Source organism: Extibacter muris (assembly GCF_004345005.1).
GTDB classification, from domain to species: Bacteria; Bacillota; Clostridia; order Lachnospirales; family Lachnospiraceae; genus Extibacter; species Extibacter muris.
The window spans coordinates 64,361-83,303 of record NZ_SMMX01000003.1; the positions used below are offsets into that span (position 1 = coordinate 64,361).

Sequence of the window (18,943 nt, forward strand, 5' to 3'; positions counted from 1 at the left end):
GGCTGATTAATTTCTGGATGTTTAATGTTCAAGCCATGTCGTTAAGTTTTTTCAGAGGGGCAATCTACAAAATAGCAGGAAAAGGCTATGTGTTTGTGTATGTGCTTTTCCATACCATGTTCAACGCTGCATCCTCTCTGTTTGGCTCCATAATGATGACGTGGACAGGAACGATTGCCGCAAATGCTGTAATGATTCTTTTTTAATAATAATCGTTACTGTATATAACAAATCTAAGAAAATAAATTAAAAAATTAGGATTTTAGGAGGTACATAACTATGAGAAATATGATTGCATACTGTGGGCTGGATTGTGGAAAATGCGACGCATATCTTGCAACAATCAATGACGATCATGTGTTGCGTGAGAAAACTGCAAAACGGTGGGCCGAGTTAAATAATGCTCCCATTTTGCCTGAACATATCAATTGTGAAGGATGTCGTGTTGATGGAATTAAAACTGTATTCTGCGATAGTCTTTGCGGAATTCGTCAGTGTGCATTGAAAAAAGATGTGATGACATGCGGTGACTGTCCGGACATGGAAAGCTGTCAGACTGTTGGAGAGATTATCTCAAATTGTCCCGAAGCCTTGGGAAACCTGAAAGGATAAACAAGACAATCTGACAACTTTCGTTTTATTGAGGATAACACAAAGACCTGAAGCTTCACAAGAAATGAAATAGAAAGGAATATTCATATGAAGTACATATGTACGGTTATATCTGTAGCAGATATCAATGCTGCAAGAAAGTTTTATGAGGATTTATTTGGATTAGAAGTATACCAAGACTACGGACGGAACATCGCTTTTACCTGTGGTCTGGCATTACAACAGGATTTTGACTGGCTGGTAAGTATACCAAAAGAAAAGGTATTGAAGAAATCCAACAATGCAGAAGTCGTCTTTGAGGAACAGGACTTTGACGGTTTTCTGAACAAGCTGAAAGAATACCCGGATATTGAATATCTGGGAGAAGTCATCGAGCACAGCTGGGGTCAGCGTGTGATCCGGTTCTACGATCTGGACGGGCATCTCATAGAGGTTGGCGAGGATATGAAAATGGTGATCAAGCGTTTCCTTGCTTCTGGAATGACTATGGAAGAAGTATCTGCAAAAATGGACGCTTCTGTTGATGACTTAACAAAACTTCTGAATAGTTAATGTGCAGTGGTCAAATAAACAAACGGGAATTTGGTTTTCAGCAATATGACAATTACTCGGCGATGGTACGAAAACACTTTGTGTAATGCGATAACTTTCAGCTTGTCTATAAATTGACCAAAACAAAAAAACGAAAGGCATGGGCATTGCTATGTCAATGAATACAGCAGAAACATTTGAATTGCTATTTGATAAAAATAATAAAGTGGCATACAAGGCGTTACAGGAATTGCAAAAAGAAAGTGAGGAAACAGACCATGTCTATCCTTATATGAACAGATTGAGCGATATGCTTGACAGCGATAATTCCTATATACGTACAAGGGGCCTTACCTTGATTGCTTATAATGCGAAATGGGATAAAGACTATAAGATTGATGAAGTGATTGACGATTATTTGAAACATATAACAGATGTGAAACCGATCACGGCAAGGCAGTGTATAAAGCTATTGCCGGTCATCGCAGAGAATAAGCTGGAACTAAAAAATGATATCCTTTCAGCATTACAGAAGGCAGATATATCTTTTTACGATGACAGTATGCAACCGTTAGTTTATAAGGATATTCAAAAAGCATTGAAAGAAATACAGAAGTTATAGATTCAGGTTTGTCGGTGAGCAACACAACAGAGATCTGAATGGACATCTCATAGAGGTTGGTGGTCATAATGAAAATTAAAAATTTGAACGTCTGTCCCATATCGTGGAATTCCGCAATGGAGAAAGTGGCCTTCATGTATTACATATCAATATCATTACATACCTTCTGATGCGGCAGTACAGGCTAAAAATCGGCAACAATAAAATCAGAAATGAAGATATTTCTCTGGTCAGTATGGCTTCAGCACTGCACGATATCGGCAAGATCGCCATTCCGGAGGAGATTCTCAATAAGCCTGGCCGCCTTACAGCAGAGGAATTCCAGATTATGAAGGGTCATTCTATGGCGGGTGCGGAGATACTTATGGACCTGCCCATCGACCGGAACGAGCCTTTGCTGAAAACAGCATATGAAATCTGCCGGTGGCACCATGAGCGCTATGATGGCAGCGGCTATCCGGATGGCCTGAAGGGGGATGCTATTCCGCTCTCAGCGCAGGTGGTCGCTCTGGCGGATGTTTATGATGCACTCACCAGTGAACGGTGTTACAAGTCGGCGTATTCCCATGACACAGCAATAAGAATGATTTTTGACCAGCTAAACCGCTATGGCCTGGGCGATTCCGAACATATGCTGCACCAACAGTCCTACGAGCAGCAGCATTTTCGCTTTCTATCCGATAAAACGGAAGAGATTTTTTTTAACTGCACTTTTGAGCCTGCGGCTTTAAGCTTCAATAAATATGGAGTGGAGAAGCTAAATATAGATAATGATGAGTTTCATCCGTTGGAGATTAAGAAGCTGTTAAAATATGTGACTCGTGATACCCTGAACCAATTTGCGAAGAAAGTTCGGGAAGCCACTCCGGCACGACCTGATTTCCAAATTGATGTGCCGATTACAATTAAGAAGGAAAATCATTGGTTTCGTTGTACTGGGCATGTGGTCTGGACAAACGGAAACAGAAAACGCAGTGCCGGTATCATAGGGCTGCTCAAGAATATTGATGAAAAATATATGCCGGCCGCAATTAGAAACGAAACTGTGATAAGGCCCTTCTTGGATTCGTTATCAGACTGCAAATGCACCAAAGGGCCAACGGAATATTGTTCTATAAACAGCACAGAAGACCGGTGTGAAAACTGTATATCAGCGAAATGTATGTCAAGCAAAGGAAGCCTGACTAAATTAAAGTTTATAGATAAGTGTATCTATCATGTTCGGGCGACTTATGTGGAGGTTGACGGTATTCCATACTCACTTGAGATTATTGATAAGATTACCGAGGAAACATTGCTTGGCGGACATGGAAAAGAAGACGTGATTAAGTATATTACAGCTCATAACCGTAGACTTTATGAGGATATCCTGACCGGGGCTTATAATCGGCGCTACTATGAGGAGCAGCTACGTGATATGTGTCATGTTTCTGCAGTAGCAATGCTGGATATGGATGATTTTAAGGCTGTTAATGATACATACGGCCATCCGGTTGGGGACCTGGCACTGAAGCAAATTTTTTCCGCAATAAAAAACAGCGTAAGAAAAACTGACTTGGTTATTCGATTAGGCGGCGATGAGTTCCTTGTTGTTTTTCGGGATATACCATTTCATGTACTGCAGAAAAAATTAGGAACCATAAAATCCTGCGTTGAGAAAACCGTTCTTCCCGATTACCCACAGCTGCGCTTTTTCATCAGCATAGGTGGAACTTATGGACCGGGGAAGACTTCCGATTTAATGAATGCAGCAGACAAACTATTATATCAGGCAAAGAGAGAGAAAGCAGGAGTGAGAATGGAGCGCTTCGAGAAAAAGCCTGAAATGTGAGGTGATTTATGAAGATGGTGCTTGGCAAAATGACGCATGGCAAGATGTGGTGGAGATTGCTTTGCACGATTGAAAGAAAGGACAAGAGAATGAAGCTGTATAAAATTATTCTATCCACTTTTTTAGTTTTAACATTGATGTCGGGCTGCAGCCAACGTTCCAGTGAAGTCATGCTGATTGAAAACGAACCGCTTGCGGAACAGGAGCATATATTTCTTTCTGTTTATGGATATAAAGCAGATGCACATAACCTGACAGCCATTGAAAGCATATTGAACCGGTATATGGAACAGAACCCTGAAGTTATCGTGACCTACGAAGGAGTGAAAGGGATAGATTACTGGAATGCCTTTGAAAGACGGGTACAAGCCAATGGACTTGACGATGTGTTTATGGTGGATCATGACCGGGAGATCGAATTGGCTGCACAGGGAAAGCTGGCGGATTTATCCGGGCTGCCTACGATTGAAAAGTATCAGGACATTATAAAAGAACAGTTTATCAGGGAAGACGGTTCAGTCTATTTTCTGCCGACATGTATCTCTGCTTATGGATTGTATATCAATTACGATTTGCTGGAGGAACACGGGCAGAAAGTTCCGGAAAAATGGTCAGAGTTCATGGAGGTGTGTCAGTATTTTGCGGGTAAGGGGATTACACCTATTGTTGCAAATAACTATGCTTCCCTCAGAAACCTGATTGTTGGTAAATCGCTATACTCGGTTTATCAGAAGGATTCCGCTGCGGCAATCGAAGCATTCAATCATGCCCCGGAAGAACTGGTAAATACACTGCGCCCGGGAATTGAAATGGTTGAGGAAATGATCGACCGTAAATGGATCGACTGCGAGGAGGTTTCGGTGACCAACCAGACTTCTGATGACCTCAGATTGTTTGCTGGCGGTGACCGTCCATTTATGATTACCGGGAACTGGGCGACTTCCAGAGTAGCCGATATGGAGCCTGGCTTTTCTTGTGGCGTGCATCCTTTTCCCATACTGGATGATGGCAGTGTGCTTGTAATTGAGGCGAACACCTGTATCAGCGTTAATGCCGGCAGTGAACACATAGAGGAGGTCATGGAGCTTGTTGAATGTATTACCCAACCGGATTCAATCTGGGAATACTGCGATAGCCAAAACTCCTATACACCGCTGAAAGATGACAGAGTGCCCACTGATCAAACAATTCTTCCTGCTTCTGAGTATTTAGAAAGCGGCCGGATTGTGATTGGTTCTGATTATAGGCTGAGTTTGTCGTTGGACAATTCCCTGTCTGAGATAACAAAGCAGATGTTAGATGGCATATCTTCAGATGAGGCTGTTGCCTTGCTGAACCAACTTTTGGCACAGTAGTTCCTGGAGGAGATCGAAATGAGAATAAAACGAATCTGGGTAAATTGTCTGGTCGTAATCATTCTTAGCAGCATTCTTTTAGGCTGTTATTCTTATACGAAAAGCGTCCAGACTTCCCTATGGATGCAGAATGCGGAACAGACCCTGGAGATTACAAGTCAAGGCGGCCACGCATTTGAGACGTATATTGCAATCGAACAGGATCGGGTACATAGTTTAGCCAATAAGATGTCGGGAATCGAATCTCATGAAGACGTCAAAATATTAAATAATCTGAACCTGCTGGGCGGCGAAACATCTAATTATACCGTTGTTGATCTGGACAATGGAATATTATACTCTAACCGTCTTGATGAGCGGCGTTTACTGAGTATGGAGGAACTGGAATTCTATCGTACCTTTTCCGGTAAGGGCATCAGAGAAAACTATCTGAATATCTATGATGGACAAAATACCATGGGAGTCTATGAATGTTTTTTGTTTGCCGATGGCGCCCACGGGTTAATGCAAAAGGGAGAGAGGGTTTCTGCGCTTTCAAAAGAATTCTCCATATCCTTTTATAATGAAAGCGGTTTTTCCTATATCACCAATCAGGATGGGGATGTATTGATCCGTCCATACCATAAAAACAGTAACCGAACATTTTCTAATCTTTTTGATGTGATCGCGGAAGAAAATGATGAGGAAAATCTTCGGACTTTCAAGGAAAGTTTGGCAAATGGTCATTCTGGCGTCATCCAATTCTCCTTCAATGGAGCAGAGAACATTGTCACTTTTTCCCCGATAAAAGTCATGGATGGCTGGTATATCATTTCCGTGATCCCAAGCAGCGTCATCATGGAATATACCGACCACATCCTGCAGTCATCCCAGATATTTATTTTTGCGGTTTTTATCGTGTTTCTTATTGGCCTTATATTCCTGCTTTTTGAACGACAGAGCCGAAAGCGCATTGAAAAGAAAGAACAGGATATCCAATACCGTGAACAGTTATTTAGTATTCTTTCGGAAAATATAGACGACGTGTTTTTGATGTTGAACAGCGAGTCTTATGCGGTAGAGTATGTGACGCCCAATGTAAACCGCGTGCTCGGTATTTCTCCGGATGCGGTGGCAGCGAGTCTTGAATCTTTAGGAAAGGCCACATACACTGAGGAAAAAACCATTTCTTATTCGGATTTGGCTTTGATGAAACCTGATCAGTCTATCATTATGGAAAGTGAGCGGACTCATCGGAATACAGGTGAAAAACGGTGGTTTTACGAAACAGTATATCGGGTGGGTGAAGGTCAATCAGACAAATTTATCGTTGTGCTGTCAGACAGAACCAAGGAACGGCAGAACAAGTTTGCGCTGGAAACGGCATTGAACGCTGCGAATGCTGCCAATAAGGCCAAGAGCACGTTCCTAAATAATATCAGTCATGATATCCGGACGCCGATGAATGCAATCGTGGGACTTACCGTGTTGCTGAATCACGATGCCGGCGACCCGGAACGGGTAAAAGAATATACGCGAAAGATTACTGCTTCCAGCCAGTACCTTCTGGGGCTGATCAATGATGTGCTGGATATGAGCAAGATTGAGAGTGGGAAAACCACGTTGAACGTCACGGAGATCAATCTGGCAGAGCTCATAGACGAGCTGGGGACCATGATCCGGCCGCAGGCCAAAGCAAAGCAGCAGGAATTTGAGCTTTTTCTGGCAGATGTAACAATGGAGCATTTAATCGGCGACAGGATGCGAATCAATCAGGTGTTGATCAATATCCTGTCCAATGCGGTCAAATATACCCCGGTCGGCGGCAGGATCCAAATGACCGTAACCCAGCTTCCGCAAAAAACAAAAGATTTTGTCCGGCTGCGGTTTGAGGTTCAGGATAATGGCATCGGCATGTCGGAAGAGTTCTTACATGTTATTTTTGAACCCTTTGCCCGTGAAATCAACAGTGTGACAAACCAAATCCAGGGAACCGGCCTTGGAATGCCTATTACAAAAAATCTGGTGGAGCTGATGGGCGGAACCATTGACGTAAAGAGCAGGCAGGGCGAAGGAAGTATTTTTACTGTCGATTTGGAGCTGCGCATTCAGGAACAGAATGTGGATGAAAAGTTTTGGGAAAACCACGGGATTACCCATGTGCTGGTTGTGGATGATGATGAAAGCATCTGCATAAATGTAATTCGTGTCATGGAAGACACTGGGGTGTCTGTCCGGTATGCACTCGGCGGGGATAATGCTATCCGGCAGATTGGAAAAGCTCATCAGGAGGGGATCCCGTTTGATCTTGTGCTTCTGGATTGGAAAATGCCCGGTATGGACGGTATCCAAACGGCCAGAAAAATCAGGGCCATGCTGCCGGAACATATTCCGATCCTCCTTCTTACGGCATACGAATGGGATGAGATTGAGGAAGAGGCTCTTGCGGCGGGCATTGATGGCTTCCTGGCAAAACCGTTTTTCCTGACCAGTTTTAAGCAGGCCATTGTAACGGTCCAGGCAAAGGAACAAAAAATGCCGGGGACAGAGGCTTCGGATCATATACTGGCAGGCATAACAATACTTGCCGCTGAAGATAATGAGCTGAACGCAGAAATATTGCTGGAACTGCTGAATATGAACAACGTAGCATGTGATCTCGTCAGCAACGGCAAGGAACTGGTGGAAGCATTCGAGAAATCCGAACCGGGTCAGTATGATTTGATTTTGACCGATATCCAGATGCCTGTCATGAATGGCTATGTTGCGGCTAGGGCCATCCGTGCCGGCAGCCATACCCGTGGAATGGTGATTCCGATAGTAGCAATGACAGCCAATGCGTTCGCAGAGGATGTCAAGGAAGCAATGGATGCCGGAATGGACGCCCATGTGGCAAAGCCGATTGACATGAAGAACCTGGAAGCGGTGATCACAGAACTTGTAAAAAAGAAACATTAGTAGGATGCGGAGGTATTTATGAGTCTGAAGGAATGTTATGTAAAGCTGGGCGGAGATTATGAAGAAGTATTGGCCCGGCTATTCAGTGAAGATATGGTAAGGTGATTTTTAAAGAAATTTTTAAGCGATGGAACCTACCGTCTTTTGTTAGAAACGCTATCATAGGAGGATTATCCGGAAGCGTTCCGGGCTGCCCATACGTTGAAAGGAGTCTGTGAAAACCTGGGGCTGTCAGATCTCTGTAAATCCAGCAGTGTGCTCACGGAAGCGTTGCGGGCGGGGGAACGGCCGGAAAACTTGGATGTTTTAAAAGCTCAAGTCTGTACCGATTATGAGCAGGCCGTTTCTGCTATTCAAATGCTTAGTTGATTGACGTAGTTCAAAATCTTTTCTTCGGTTGCGGGGTTATGCCATATAACGAAGCAAATAAAGCAATTTATGCCAAATATACTAAGCAGTACACACCGGATGGCGAGATTCGCTTTTTAGCAGCAAATCCAGACAGCAAAGTAAACAGTGTTGGTACTTTTCTTCTCAATGAACTTGCCAAACGGGAGCAGGGTAAGGAAATTTACCTTTACACCGACACAAACTGCATCTATCAGTTTTATGAGCATCGTGGCTTTGAGAGAGTCGGAGATCAAGATATTATGCTTGAATTACAAAATGGCATTGACCTTAAATGGTTAATGTATAGAAAGACACTATAGAAAGCAAGCCAAATGACTTCTGATTTGTGAGTGAAGAATATGCAGAACAACGAATTACTGAATCATTTGGATTAGCTACATACGACTGAATGGGTGAAGTAAGAATCAAGAGAAATATTGCTTTGTATACTGCTCCTGTTGTTGAGTGGTGCAGGAATAGGATATCTTCTGTTAGGGCATCTATATCAAGAAAAGGAAAGAACTGGTATGTAGCGGTTGATGGGCGTATCATAACGGTCAACGCTTATAGTTATACGATCATCACGGCGCATAAGGTACAGGAACAACAAAGATAGCAATAAAGAACCGACAGAAAGAGAGGTACAAGAACATGACTTCACGAGAAAAGAAAAATAAAGTAATTCAACAAGTTATCAAACCGGCGCTCAAAGAAGCAGGTTTTCACAGCCTTCGAGGAACACAGGCTTTTTACAGTCATAAGGAATCCTGCACAATCGCCATAAATATCCAAAATTCCCAATTTAACAACAATGTTACCGGGTTTTCCTTCTGGCTGAATATCGTAGTAGATACACCTAAACTTTCAGATGAACAACTGCAGGGTGTTGCTTTTTTCAATGAATCTTTTACGGAGTCTTGCTTTTTGCCACATCAAGGCAGGTTGCACCCGCTCCGTGATGTACGGGGTTATGTCATTGACGGCTACAAAAACTACAAGCCGATGGATACCCCCTATGAGGAGATTCAAACCATCATTGCAAATGATATGCAGCAGTATATTATTCCGGGGCTATCCCAGATTAACAGCATAGCAGATTATCAAGAATGCGTTGCGCTGTGGCAAGAAGAATCAAAAAGTCAATTTGTACGTCTGGTAGATTACTTTTTGGAAGCGCATATGCTGACATTACCGTTTCAAAAAGATACTTGGATTGGCACCGTAAATATGAAAGAGCTCGTTGAGAAGCAAAAGACACTATGCCTTACCACAGATGAAATCATGCAAAATAAATCAATTTATTGCAAGGTGCGTGAATTATCGACGCATCCGCAAGAGGACACATGGCCGTTGATTTGCATGACGCTCTCTGCAGAATAAGATGACTTGAAATGTGCGGAACTTCCTTTGAGAAGGAGGAGCAAAGAGTGAAAAATAAAGTGGATTTTTGGGCGCACTTATATAAGTGTTCATAAAAACCCGTTTTTACAAGTATAGAAAACGGAAAAAATGTTAGTTATCGTTGCGTTTCACTAACTTAGAACTATCATAACCAAGACTTTCAAGGTAAGCAAAAACATTGATTTCGTTCAGAACAACACGCTCTGTATGGGTTTGAGGGTTCATCAGTTCCTCATAGTCAGTAGGGCAAAACGGTTTCCTTTCGGAAACCATATAGTAAATGCAGACCATCATCATTCTGTACCATCATCGGTTTCAGGTAATCGACTGCTTTAGCAATCCGGACAGCTTTTTCGTCAATGGAATCAGCGGTATGCTCCAGCAGATAAGACATGATTTCAGCTGCTGTCTTGCCGAAAGGGTCAGAAAGCACGCTGGCAATACCGACATTGGAAACAGTCATACAGTTTTGGATGCGGTTCTTCTCAGAAGATTTCATACAGATCAGCTTGAAGCGGTATCTGGCAAGTTCCCGGAGCTGGCGGAAATCTTTCGGAGGGATAAAGGAACATCTGACAAGGTCAAATCTGTAGAGGTCGGCAATCCATTTGGAATCCTTTTTGTCCGTTTTCTTGCCTTTGATGGCTTTGACATATTTGGGATGTGTAAGGCAGACATCGATGTCATCTTCGAGATAATTAAAAATAGGAATCCAATACTTTCCGGTGGATTCCATACAAACATGATAACAATGATTCTCGATGAGCCAGTTGTGAAACCTTTGGATATCCGAGTTGATGGTTGAAAAAGATTTTTGTTTGTATTGGGATATCCCGTCCTTGTTAGTGATTACGATGGTTGCAACGATAACATTTTTGTGGACGTCAAGTCCACAGCAGATGGAGTATTTTAACTTCATCATAAGTATCACCACCTTAAAAAAAAGGAATAGCAACATTGACTGTCATCCTGCGACTGAATAAACATGGTTTATTACCAATGATAAGAGTCCGGGCTCAAAGTCCCACTTGTTTGTGCCTTGAGCGAAGCAAAAGGAATGATAAAAACTATGAAAACAAAAATGGTTGACGGAACCGTTTATACGGTGAACCGTGCGAGGTAACAAATGGACGTCTGGATATTGACTTTTGTGACAAAACGGCGGAAGAGGTGCAGGTAATCTTTTCGGCGCCGGAAAACTTACAAGTAATTGAGCTGTTGACGGATGCGGGGGACAAGTTTGGTGAATTGCCGGGCTGGACGGTATACGGCGGCGTGATGCTGAACGGGCAGATTAAGACGGCAATCCTTACAAAAGAACCTGACGTGACGGCAGAGAGGATTACAGCAGCGCAGGCGGCCGCCCTCGAAGCAAAAACGCTGGCAGAAGAGACTGCCGGGAATCTGAACGCAGCTGTAACAGAATTGACAATGGCGATGGCTGGGGGGGTAGCGTAATGTTTAGCGAGAACAGTATAGTTGTAAAGGTATGGGTCAAGAACGTAAAAGAGGGGTCTTATACAAGGGAGCAGGTGCCGGAGCTGAGCAACCTGCGCGACGTGGTGTTGGACGTTCTCGGTCCGGAAGAATAAGGAAGAGAGGGCTATACAGTGAAAGAGATATTAATGCAAGCATATACTATTGTTGCCCGACCGGTACATTCAGAAAGGCAGTACGCTTATCTTATAAAAATCACGGCGCTGGAGGCGGCAACTGGATAGCCCGACTTCAAGCGGAATGCAACCGGCAAGGTTACTCCAATCAGGCTGTAGACGGTGAAAAGGGGCCGAACACGCTGGCCGGAAGCCCGCAGCTTGGCCGGACAAGCCAGGGTAATATTACAGCACTTATCCAGGAGCGTCTTAACGCACTCGGCTACAATTGCGGAGCCGCTGACGGCATAAACGGGCCAAAGACACAGGTAGCGATTAAGGCATTCCGGCGGGCACACAATCTTGTGCAGGACGATATTGTCGGTCAGAAGACATGGAGCAAGTTGCTCTTATTATCTTAATAGACAATTATAATAATCTTCTTGACATATAAAAGCAGAAGCCCTGGGTTATTATGCTCAGAGCTTCTGCTTTTAGTCTGCAGGGATTTTAATTTACTCCATGTTTGTGAGTTCTGTAATATTTAGCGGGCTCAACGTTATTCTTAATTATTTTTCCGCAACATGCACACTTAAGGTGTGTTTCCTGATATATAACACAATCGTAGCCTTTTATAGGGTTTGTATGTGTATATGTGTAGGTCTTAACATGATTGCAAGGGATATGGGTGCACGATGCTGCATTGGCTGGCACTGCTTGGAACCCTAAAGTAAACATTATCGCAATTGCACATAGTATGGCGGCGATTCTTTTACCTATGTTAGAGTTCCTTTTGTCAATTGTAACATCATTTTTTTTCATATACTTTTCTCCCTTCCTGTGGTATAATTTGTTGCTTCTTATCATATACAATTTATTGACAAAAGTACGCAAATGTCTGTATAATGAGGCGGTTTGTCTGTAAATATGTTGGACATGTAAATTTACGATAAACATGTATATAAAAGGAGAAATATTGTTTTAAGCAGGGACTCGGAGCGTAACAAATCCGTGGCTTTTCCGTGTTGCATTTCGTGTTGCATCGAGTCGCATAACTGCATATTTTACGGCAAAAACAGAAAATACGTTCTGCATACAGAAAACCCGCAATCCCTCTGTTTACAAGGGGCGGCGAGTTTTGTGCAAATATTAAAAATAAGCCTTTCGGGTTCGATTCCGGTCTGCGGCATTCGTAAAAAGTGGAGGAAACGTTGATATTACAGCGTTTCCTTTATTTTTGTTGTGCGTCTGGCGGCGCACGTTTCTAACCGGTGCAAGTCCGGTATCCGCCCGGTAGTGGGAAGGATATAGCCGAAGGCAAGGGTGTCCATCGTGAGGTGGAATCTGAAGGAAGCCGGATGCGGAGAACATACTAACCCGTGGGCAAATCTCTGGTCTGACGGACAGAAATCACATCAGGCTATGCATGAGGGTAAGACTGCAACACAAGTTGAATCCCGATAACTACATGGAATCATGTATGGTAAATGTGGCAGATGGATGGAGAGAAAGAAACGTGTGGTACCCAGGGAGGTCTGTATGAAAAGATCTGAAAGGAGTAACCATTGTACAAGGAAACGAGGCAGTGCTGAATGTTGTGGTCAAACCTTTTTGTAACAGTTGTGGCTTAAAAATATCTTTTTACGCAATCCGAGCCTGATAAGGTGTTTGATACCCATTGAAACTGCGGAGCTTAAGCATTTCTTTCATATAATCGTATTCTTCTTTTATTTCCGGGCTTGTCTGGCATTCTTCGCGTAATTGGCTGCACCACTTGGAGATACTGGCTTTTGAGACGCCATATACAGATGTGATACTTTTGTAAGTGCGTCCTTCTTCTTCGTGGAGACGGATAATCTTCTTTTTAAACTCTGGTGTGTAATTCTGTGGCATGATAAGAACCTCTTTTCTCATTGTTTTTATCTTATTAGCCACTATCGTTACAACTTTATTATAGCACTTCACCACAGGATGTAACAGGACAGGGTTTAGCCGGCATATATTAAAAAAAAAGAAAGAATTAATAAAATTATGAAAGATTATGCAGTTATGTCCCTGGACCTCCATCTGTTTTTTGCGAGAATTATGAAAGAGCACTCTTTATTTCTGGAGGCAGGGTTTCAGGCAAAAGATACCTGTTTTATAAAAAAAGCGGCATCGTTCCGTGAGCAGTTTGAAAAAATACTGGAGGAGGCCGTACAGATGGCAAATGGCTTTGTCAGTGCATCCGTATTGGAGTCCGGTGAAATTGTGACTGAATTTACAAGACCGGCAGAATGCAAGACTGAACTTCTCACCGGAATACCCATCAACAGCAGGATTACCGAAAAAGAGATGTGCCTGACGCCAGCCTTCCGCGTCAGCGGGAACAGGCAGAAATACCGGATTGTATCATGGCTGAATCAAAGGGCTCTGTCCCTGGTTGAACAGCTGATTGCATTCAAAGAAGAGATATTAGAAAATGTGTCAGTCTGCAGACTGTTCACCGCTAATTATCCCTTATTAATAAAGCATATTCTCCGTGAGGCGAAATTATACCGCACATTTTTGAAAGAACTGGTCATGAAAGGAACCATCAGCGATCAGTGCATCTATGACACCGAGAAGTTCTGGAATCAGATTATGATGGAGCATGCCCTGTTCATCAGAGGGCTGCTGGATCCGTCCGAGGAAGAGCTGATTGCGGCTGCCAATGGTTTTGCACAGGACTACAAGAAACTGCTCTGCCATGCCAGAACACAGAATTGCAGGACCATGGATGAGATGACACAGAAAGCTTTAAAAGAGACAGAAAAATACCGCGATTTCAAGGCAGCAGGAACAAAGGGGATTACAGAATGCAAGATTTCCTCTATTATTCTGCCGCTGCTGGCAGACCATGTTCTTCGGGAAGCAAATCATTATCTGAGGATACTGGAGCAGGAGGATTACAAGGCGGGTGGACGTTGTGGAACTATGTAATTACACTCAGAAACCCTATATACGTACGTTTGAGATTGAGGCGATTCAGATTCCCATCGTGTACAACAAGTATGGTGATCATGATCCCGATGGGCTGCTGTATGTGCTTAGCCAGGATGCTGACAGAATACAGACAGGTGCACTGCAGAACTTTATGAAACCGGTCCCCCAGCCATACGAAGGCGTGAAGCCATTGGTAATCCGGGCGAATCTTGGTGACGAGATTCATGTGCATTTCCGGCATTCTCTTGACAGGAAGCTGTCCATCCATGTACAGGGACTCGGATATAATGTGCAGACATCAGACGGAGCAAGTGTAGGCTTTAATCAGGACAGTACGACTGACAGCCAGATTGTGTATACGTGGTATGCAGATAAAGAAGGAGTGTATCTGTTCCACGACATGGGAGATACCAGGAGCGGAGAAGAAGGGACCAACATCCATGGACTGTTTGGCGCTGTAATTATTGAGGCTCCCGGATCAGTCTGGCTTGATCCGGAGACCGGAGAGGAGCTGGAAAGCGGCTTATTTGCAGATATTTACCATCCGGTGAATGAGGCGTTCAGAGAATATGCGGTGTTTTTCCATGATGAATTGGAGATAAAAGATAAAGCCGGTAATCAGCCGGTTGATCCGCATACCAATCTGCCGGCTGCCACAACAGGTATCAGCTACCGGTCAGAACCGATGAGAAACAGGCATCCTCTGACAGCGGATGCTGCTGATACGGGAGAAGATATATCCATGAGTTCCTGGGTATATGGGGATCCGGCCCCGCCGATTCTGAAAGCATATGTTGGGGACCCGGCAAAAATCCGCCTGGTCCACGGCGGAGTGAAAGAGACACACGTATTCCACCTGCACAACCACCAGTGGAGGCTGGAGGGCGGGAACCCCAACTCTACAATTCTGGATTCCATATCCCTGAGCCCTCAAGAGTGCTATACACTGGACATTCTGAATGGTGCAGGAAGTCTGAACGGTATGATAGGGGATGCGATATTCCACTGCCATCTGTATCCGCATTTTCATGAAGGGATGTGGACGCTATGGCGGATTTATGACCGTCTGGAAGACGGAACCGGAGCACTGACTGACGGCACGCCTGTCCCGCCATTGCAGCCCCTGAAGGACAGAGTGCGCCCTCCGTTTAAAGATATGATGCATCCGGGATATCCCCGGTTTATCAACGGACAGCCGGGAGAACGTCCTTTACAGCCGCCGCTTGGAATTCTGGATGCGGCAGGAAATAACAAGATAAACCCGACGCCTCTGGAACAGGCGAATTTCGTAGAGGCATATGAGCGGGGTGCCCTTTATACCGATACCTGCCCCTGCCATACGGACGAAAGATGCTGGTGCCGGGAGGATAAAGTAAAGGTCTTTGAGATAGCGGTAGTGCAGGCAAGGGTCACTTACAACCGTTACGGCTGGCATGACCCTCAGGGGCGGTTTTTCGTGCTGAAGGAAGAGCTGGAGAGGCACGGGGGACTGGATGCATATATCCAAAAAGTAGAAAATCAGCAGATCTGTGTGGAGCCGCTGGTCATCCGGGCCAATGCCGGGGACTGTATCGAAGTCAGGCTGACGAATCTGCTGCCGGAATATATAGAAGAAAGCCCGTTTCAGATGAAGACACTCACAGATATTGTAGGCTTTCATATTCATCTGGTAAAGTTTGACACCATTGTTTCAGACGGCGCGGCCAATGGATGGAATAATATCGCAGGAGCCCGGAAGTACGAGACTCTGATAGAGCGTTTTTTCGCAAACACAGAACTGAGGACCGTGTTTTTCCATGACCATCTGTTTGCAAATACACACCAGCAGCATGGTGTGTTTGGGGCACTTATTATTGAAGAGGCAGGTGCCACGTTCCACGACATCAGAACAGGGGAAGAGCTGGCATTTGGTTCCCGTGCTGTAATCAGGAGACGGGACGGAAGTTCGTTCAGAGAGTTTGCTTTGATTGTCCATGACTTTGCCCTGCTGTTTGACAAAGATGGCAATCCCCTGAATCCACCGGCTGTTCCCGGGTCTCATGATGATCCGGGGGTAATGGGAATCAACTACCGATGTGAACCGATGCGGGAGAGGCTTGGCGATGCGTCAGATCCGGCATATATATTCAGCTCCCATGTACACGGCGACCCCGCAACCCCGATTCTGGAGACGTATCCCGGAGATGAACTGCTGATCCGCCTTCTGGACGGGGCCCATGAAGAACAGCATGCCTTGAACATTACTGGTATGTCCTGGAAACGAGAGATAGAGGATGTATACTCCCCTATTGCCGCATCCCAGTCAATCGGCATCTCCGAGGCTTTTAATCTGAGGATCCTGAATCATTACGGATGTGGTGATTATCTATATTATTCCGGCGGCATTGATGATGCGTGGCTGGGACTTTGGGGAATCATCAGAGCCTACGGGCAGGAACAGGAATGCCTGAAACCTTTGTGCAGGGTAAATCAGGGGATTTTCCCGCTTCCCCCATGTCCGGGCAAAGATGCGGTCATAAGGAAATATGAGATTACGGCAGTACAGACTGACATACAGTATAACCGGTACGGTGACCACGACCCTGACGGTCTGGTTTTCGTACCCGCAGAGGAAGCGGAACTGGTGCTGTGCGGAAAATACCAGCCCAAACCATTGATTCTGAGGGCCAATGCCGGTGATTGGATTGAGGTGACGCTGCACAATATACTTGGGCCGGAAATCCCGTATTTTGACTATCCGCGTGTCCCCCTGGATCAGAAGCACCGGCCGTCAAACAGGGTATCGCTGAATCCGCAGTTTCTGCAGTATGATACCATCAGTGATTCCGGTATCAACGTAGGATACAATAACAAAGAACAGACAGTAGGGCCGGGGGAAAGCAAAAAGTATCTGTGGCATGCAGACCAGGAGTACGGAGCCTGTATCCTTCAGTCTTTTGGAGATCTGAGAAACCACAGGTACCATGGATTGTTTGGTGCCGTGATTATTGAGCCGCCTCTGGCGAAATGGTACCGGAACTTTACAATGCGGAAAGGGCAATATGAGGAGGAAGCAGTCATTACAGCACCAGGAGTTGAGACGTTCCGGGAATTCGTCGTTTTTATCCAGAACGGTATACGTCTGGTGGATATACAGGGCAATCTGATCCAGACAGCGCGCGGGAATGAAGCGGAGCCGGTGGATGCGGAAGATACCGGCGAAAAAGGCTATAATTACAGGTCAGAACGTTTTGCAAACCGTTTGAGAAGAGACAGAAGCATCGCCAGAGTATTCAGCAGCAGAATTCATGGAGATCCGGCCACACCGGTCTTCAAGGCATATTCAGGCGACCGGGTGATATTCCGGACGATGATGCCCGCGGATAAGCCCAGAAATGTAGGATTTGCAGTCCACGGGCATATGTGGAAAGAACAGCCGGATGACTTCCAGTCCAGAGTGATTCCCCTTCAGGGAGGGATCAGTATCGGCAACAAGTTTGATATGGAACTGGAAGAAGGAGCTTCCTGCCCCGGAGATTATCTATATCGTTCAGGCAGCCTGAAATGGGATATCGAGTCCGGAATGTGGGGAATATTCAGAATCTTCCGTAAGGGTCTTGGATGCCGCTGCAGAAATGCATGCAGAAAAGCAATGGACCGCTTAAGCGGAAGGTGTTAGATTTCAAAACAAAAGGGTCCAAAGACATGGCCGAATACGGCTCTTTCTTTGAACCCTTTTGTAATAAGGGAGGAAAACATGATTCTTCAAAAGCTTTTATTTTACTTTCTTTTGTTTTCGGCAACGTTATTAGGCATCAGACTTACGGAGGGCGTAAGAGATGATGTTTTTTTCCCTAATGAACGACTGAAGGAACTAATGAAGATAATCAACAAGAAAATAATGATTTTGTTTTATGTTTCTATCTATACGTTCGCTATTATTGGTGGTGCATATTATATTATTTCAAGTGTGCCATGCCTTATGAATAAAGATTTTGCAATACAAAGGGGAAAAATACAAAGCGTCTCTTTGTATGAGAAGAATAGCATAGGGACCAAATATAATATCATTCTCGTAGATGAAAACGGAAAATATAATCAAGTTGATCATGTTTTCTCAGATGACTTAAAAGAAGGGGATCAGTTATTGCTATTGCAACTCTGGGAGAAAGGGGTTTGGATTTATTGTATTATAATAATGATAAGTCTATTTAATTTAGTTGACAATAAAATATTGGGCGTTATTGGTGCTATAGTATTCTTGATATATACATTTAGCTCGTTTTTGTCTTTAATGCTTGAAGGAAAAATGTACAAAATTAAACATGAATAAAAGGAGAGATTTTTGACAGAAGTTTATTGTTTGGAAAATAATAAAGAAGAAATTTTACTACCGTTAGAGAAGCTAGATGCAACAGAGTATTTGGCTGAAAAGAACAAGAAAAATATAATAAATATAGGAAAATATACTGCTGTTGCCAGTTTGATTTCGTTGATTTTATTCATGGGGGTATAAAGGACAAGCAATTATAGTCTGTGAAAATCCCCTTGAAGTGAAATATATTGATATAGACAAGAAGTGTAAAAATATAAAATGTCAAGTTCCTCTTAAAGGAAAGGCTTATGAAGGCATCAAGGTAAATATAGTACTTGAAGACGAAACCGTTATGGAGATTACATTAGACTAATCAGAGATTTATGTCACTCTATAAAACCCATAGAAAAGGGG

At 44.0% G+C, this 18,943-nt stretch carries 16 protein-coding genes and 3 pseudogenes; 16 read left to right on the plus strand and 3 right to left on the minus strand.

The window, feature by feature from the left end:
- Positions 1–279: 279 nt before the first annotated feature.
- From E1963_RS03945 to E1963_RS03990, 10 genes and pseudogenes are all read left to right on the plus strand, one after another.
- Positions 280–612: a DUF3795 domain-containing protein gene (locus E1963_RS03945; protein WP_132275520.1), complete on the plus strand. Its 333-nt coding sequence runs from the start codon at positions 280–282 to the stop codon at positions 610–612.
- An 87-nt stretch (positions 613–699) separates the two neighbouring features.
- Positions 700–1,164 carry a VOC family protein gene (locus tag E1963_RS03950; RefSeq protein ID WP_132275523.1) on the plus strand — a complete coding sequence of 155 codons (465 nt, stop codon included), beginning with the start codon at positions 700–702 and terminating at the stop codon, positions 1,162–1,164.
- Positions 1,165–1,315: 151 nt separating this feature from the next.
- Entirely contained in the window at positions 1,316–1,765 is a 450-nt protein-coding gene (locus E1963_RS03955; protein WP_132275526.1) for a SufBD protein, read from the plus strand.
- Positions 1,766–1,856: 91 nt separating this feature from the next.
- Positions 1,857–3,596: pseudogene (locus E1963_RS03960) on the plus strand (diguanylate cyclase); the annotation flags it as partial.
- A gap of 8 nt (positions 3,597–3,604) precedes the next feature.
- On the plus strand, positions 3,605–4,951 hold the full coding sequence (locus E1963_RS03965) for an ABC transporter substrate-binding protein (protein ID WP_243117554.1): 1,347 nt from the start codon (positions 3,605–3,607) through the stop codon (positions 4,949–4,951).
- Between the two features lie 18 nt (positions 4,952–4,969).
- Positions 4,970–7,888: a response regulator gene (locus tag E1963_RS03970; protein ID WP_132275535.1), complete on the plus strand. Its 2,919-nt coding sequence runs from the start codon at positions 4,970–4,972 to the stop codon at positions 7,886–7,888.
- A 177-nt stretch (positions 7,889–8,065) separates the two neighbouring features.
- Positions 8,066–8,257 (plus strand): annotated as a pseudogene (locus E1963_RS22520) (Hpt domain-containing protein); the annotation flags it as partial.
- Positions 8,254–8,598, plus strand: a complete 345-nt coding sequence (locus tag E1963_RS03980; RefSeq protein WP_145964157.1) for a GNAT family N-acetyltransferase — start codon at positions 8,254–8,256, stop codon at positions 8,596–8,598. The pseudogene E1963_RS22520 and the gene E1963_RS03980, both read left to right, overlap by 4 nt.
- Before the next feature lie 89 nt (positions 8,599–8,687).
- A complete protein-coding gene (locus E1963_RS03985) occupies positions 8,688–8,894 on the plus strand; it encodes a DUF3781 domain-containing protein (RefSeq protein WP_330570680.1) in 207 nt (68 codons plus the stop codon).
- A gap of 35 nt (positions 8,895–8,929) precedes the next feature.
- Entirely contained in the window at positions 8,930–9,658 is a 729-nt protein-coding gene (locus tag E1963_RS03990) for a DUF4304 domain-containing protein (protein ID WP_132275541.1), read from the plus strand.
- Positions 9,659–9,917: 259 nt separating this feature from the next.
- Here E1963_RS03990 and E1963_RS03995 read toward each other — a convergent pair whose 3' ends face one another.
- Positions 9,918–10,601, minus strand: coding sequence for an IS110 family transposase (locus E1963_RS03995; RefSeq protein ID WP_243117556.1), 684 nt, complete (start codon positions 10,599–10,601; stop codon positions 9,918–9,920).
- A gap of 248 nt (positions 10,602–10,849) precedes the next feature.
- Here E1963_RS03995 and E1963_RS04000 point away from each other — a divergent pair, with 248 nt between their 5' ends.
- Both E1963_RS04000 and E1963_RS04005 read left to right on the plus strand, forming a co-directional pair.
- Positions 10,850–11,137, plus strand: a complete 288-nt coding sequence (locus E1963_RS04000; protein WP_132275543.1) for a hypothetical protein — start codon at positions 10,850–10,852, stop codon at positions 11,135–11,137.
- Between the two features lie 31 nt (positions 11,138–11,168).
- A complete protein-coding gene (locus E1963_RS04005) occupies positions 11,169–11,693 on the plus strand; it encodes a peptidoglycan-binding domain-containing protein (protein WP_132275546.1) in 525 nt (174 codons plus the stop codon).
- An 88-nt stretch (positions 11,694–11,781) separates the two neighbouring features.
- Here the strand turns inward: E1963_RS04005 and E1963_RS04010 are convergent, their stop codons facing one another.
- Together E1963_RS04010 and E1963_RS19565 are read right to left on the minus strand one after the other, a co-directional pair.
- Complete coding sequence (locus E1963_RS04010) at positions 11,782–12,093, minus strand: hypothetical protein (RefSeq protein WP_132275549.1); 312 nt, start codon at positions 12,091–12,093, stop codon at positions 11,782–11,784.
- An 864-nt stretch (positions 12,094–12,957) separates the two neighbouring features.
- A pseudogene (locus E1963_RS19565) lies at positions 12,958–13,185 on the minus strand (transposase); the annotation flags it as partial.
- Positions 13,186–13,302: 117 nt separating this feature from the next.
- On the opposite strand from E1963_RS19565, the gene E1963_RS04030 reads away from it, so the two are divergent.
- From E1963_RS04030 to E1963_RS19570, 4 genes are all read left to right on the plus strand, one after another.
- Positions 13,303–14,232: a DUF2935 domain-containing protein gene (locus E1963_RS04030; protein ID WP_132275558.1), complete on the plus strand. Its 930-nt coding sequence runs from the start codon at positions 13,303–13,305 to the stop codon at positions 14,230–14,232.
- On the plus strand, positions 14,219–17,893 hold the full coding sequence (locus E1963_RS04035) for a multicopper oxidase domain-containing protein (protein ID WP_132275561.1): 3,675 nt from the start codon (positions 14,219–14,221) through the stop codon (positions 17,891–17,893). Before E1963_RS04030 ends, E1963_RS04035 begins: the two co-directional genes overlap by 14 nt.
- Before the next feature lie 198 nt (positions 17,894–18,091).
- On the plus strand, positions 18,092–18,547 hold the full coding sequence (locus E1963_RS04040; RefSeq protein WP_207669401.1) for a hypothetical protein: 456 nt from the start codon (positions 18,092–18,094) through the stop codon (positions 18,545–18,547).
- A gap of 12 nt (positions 18,548–18,559) precedes the next feature.
- Entirely contained in the window at positions 18,560–18,730 is a 171-nt protein-coding gene (locus E1963_RS19570) for a hypothetical protein (RefSeq protein ID WP_167482106.1), read from the plus strand.
- Positions 18,731–18,943: the final 213 nt, after the last annotated feature.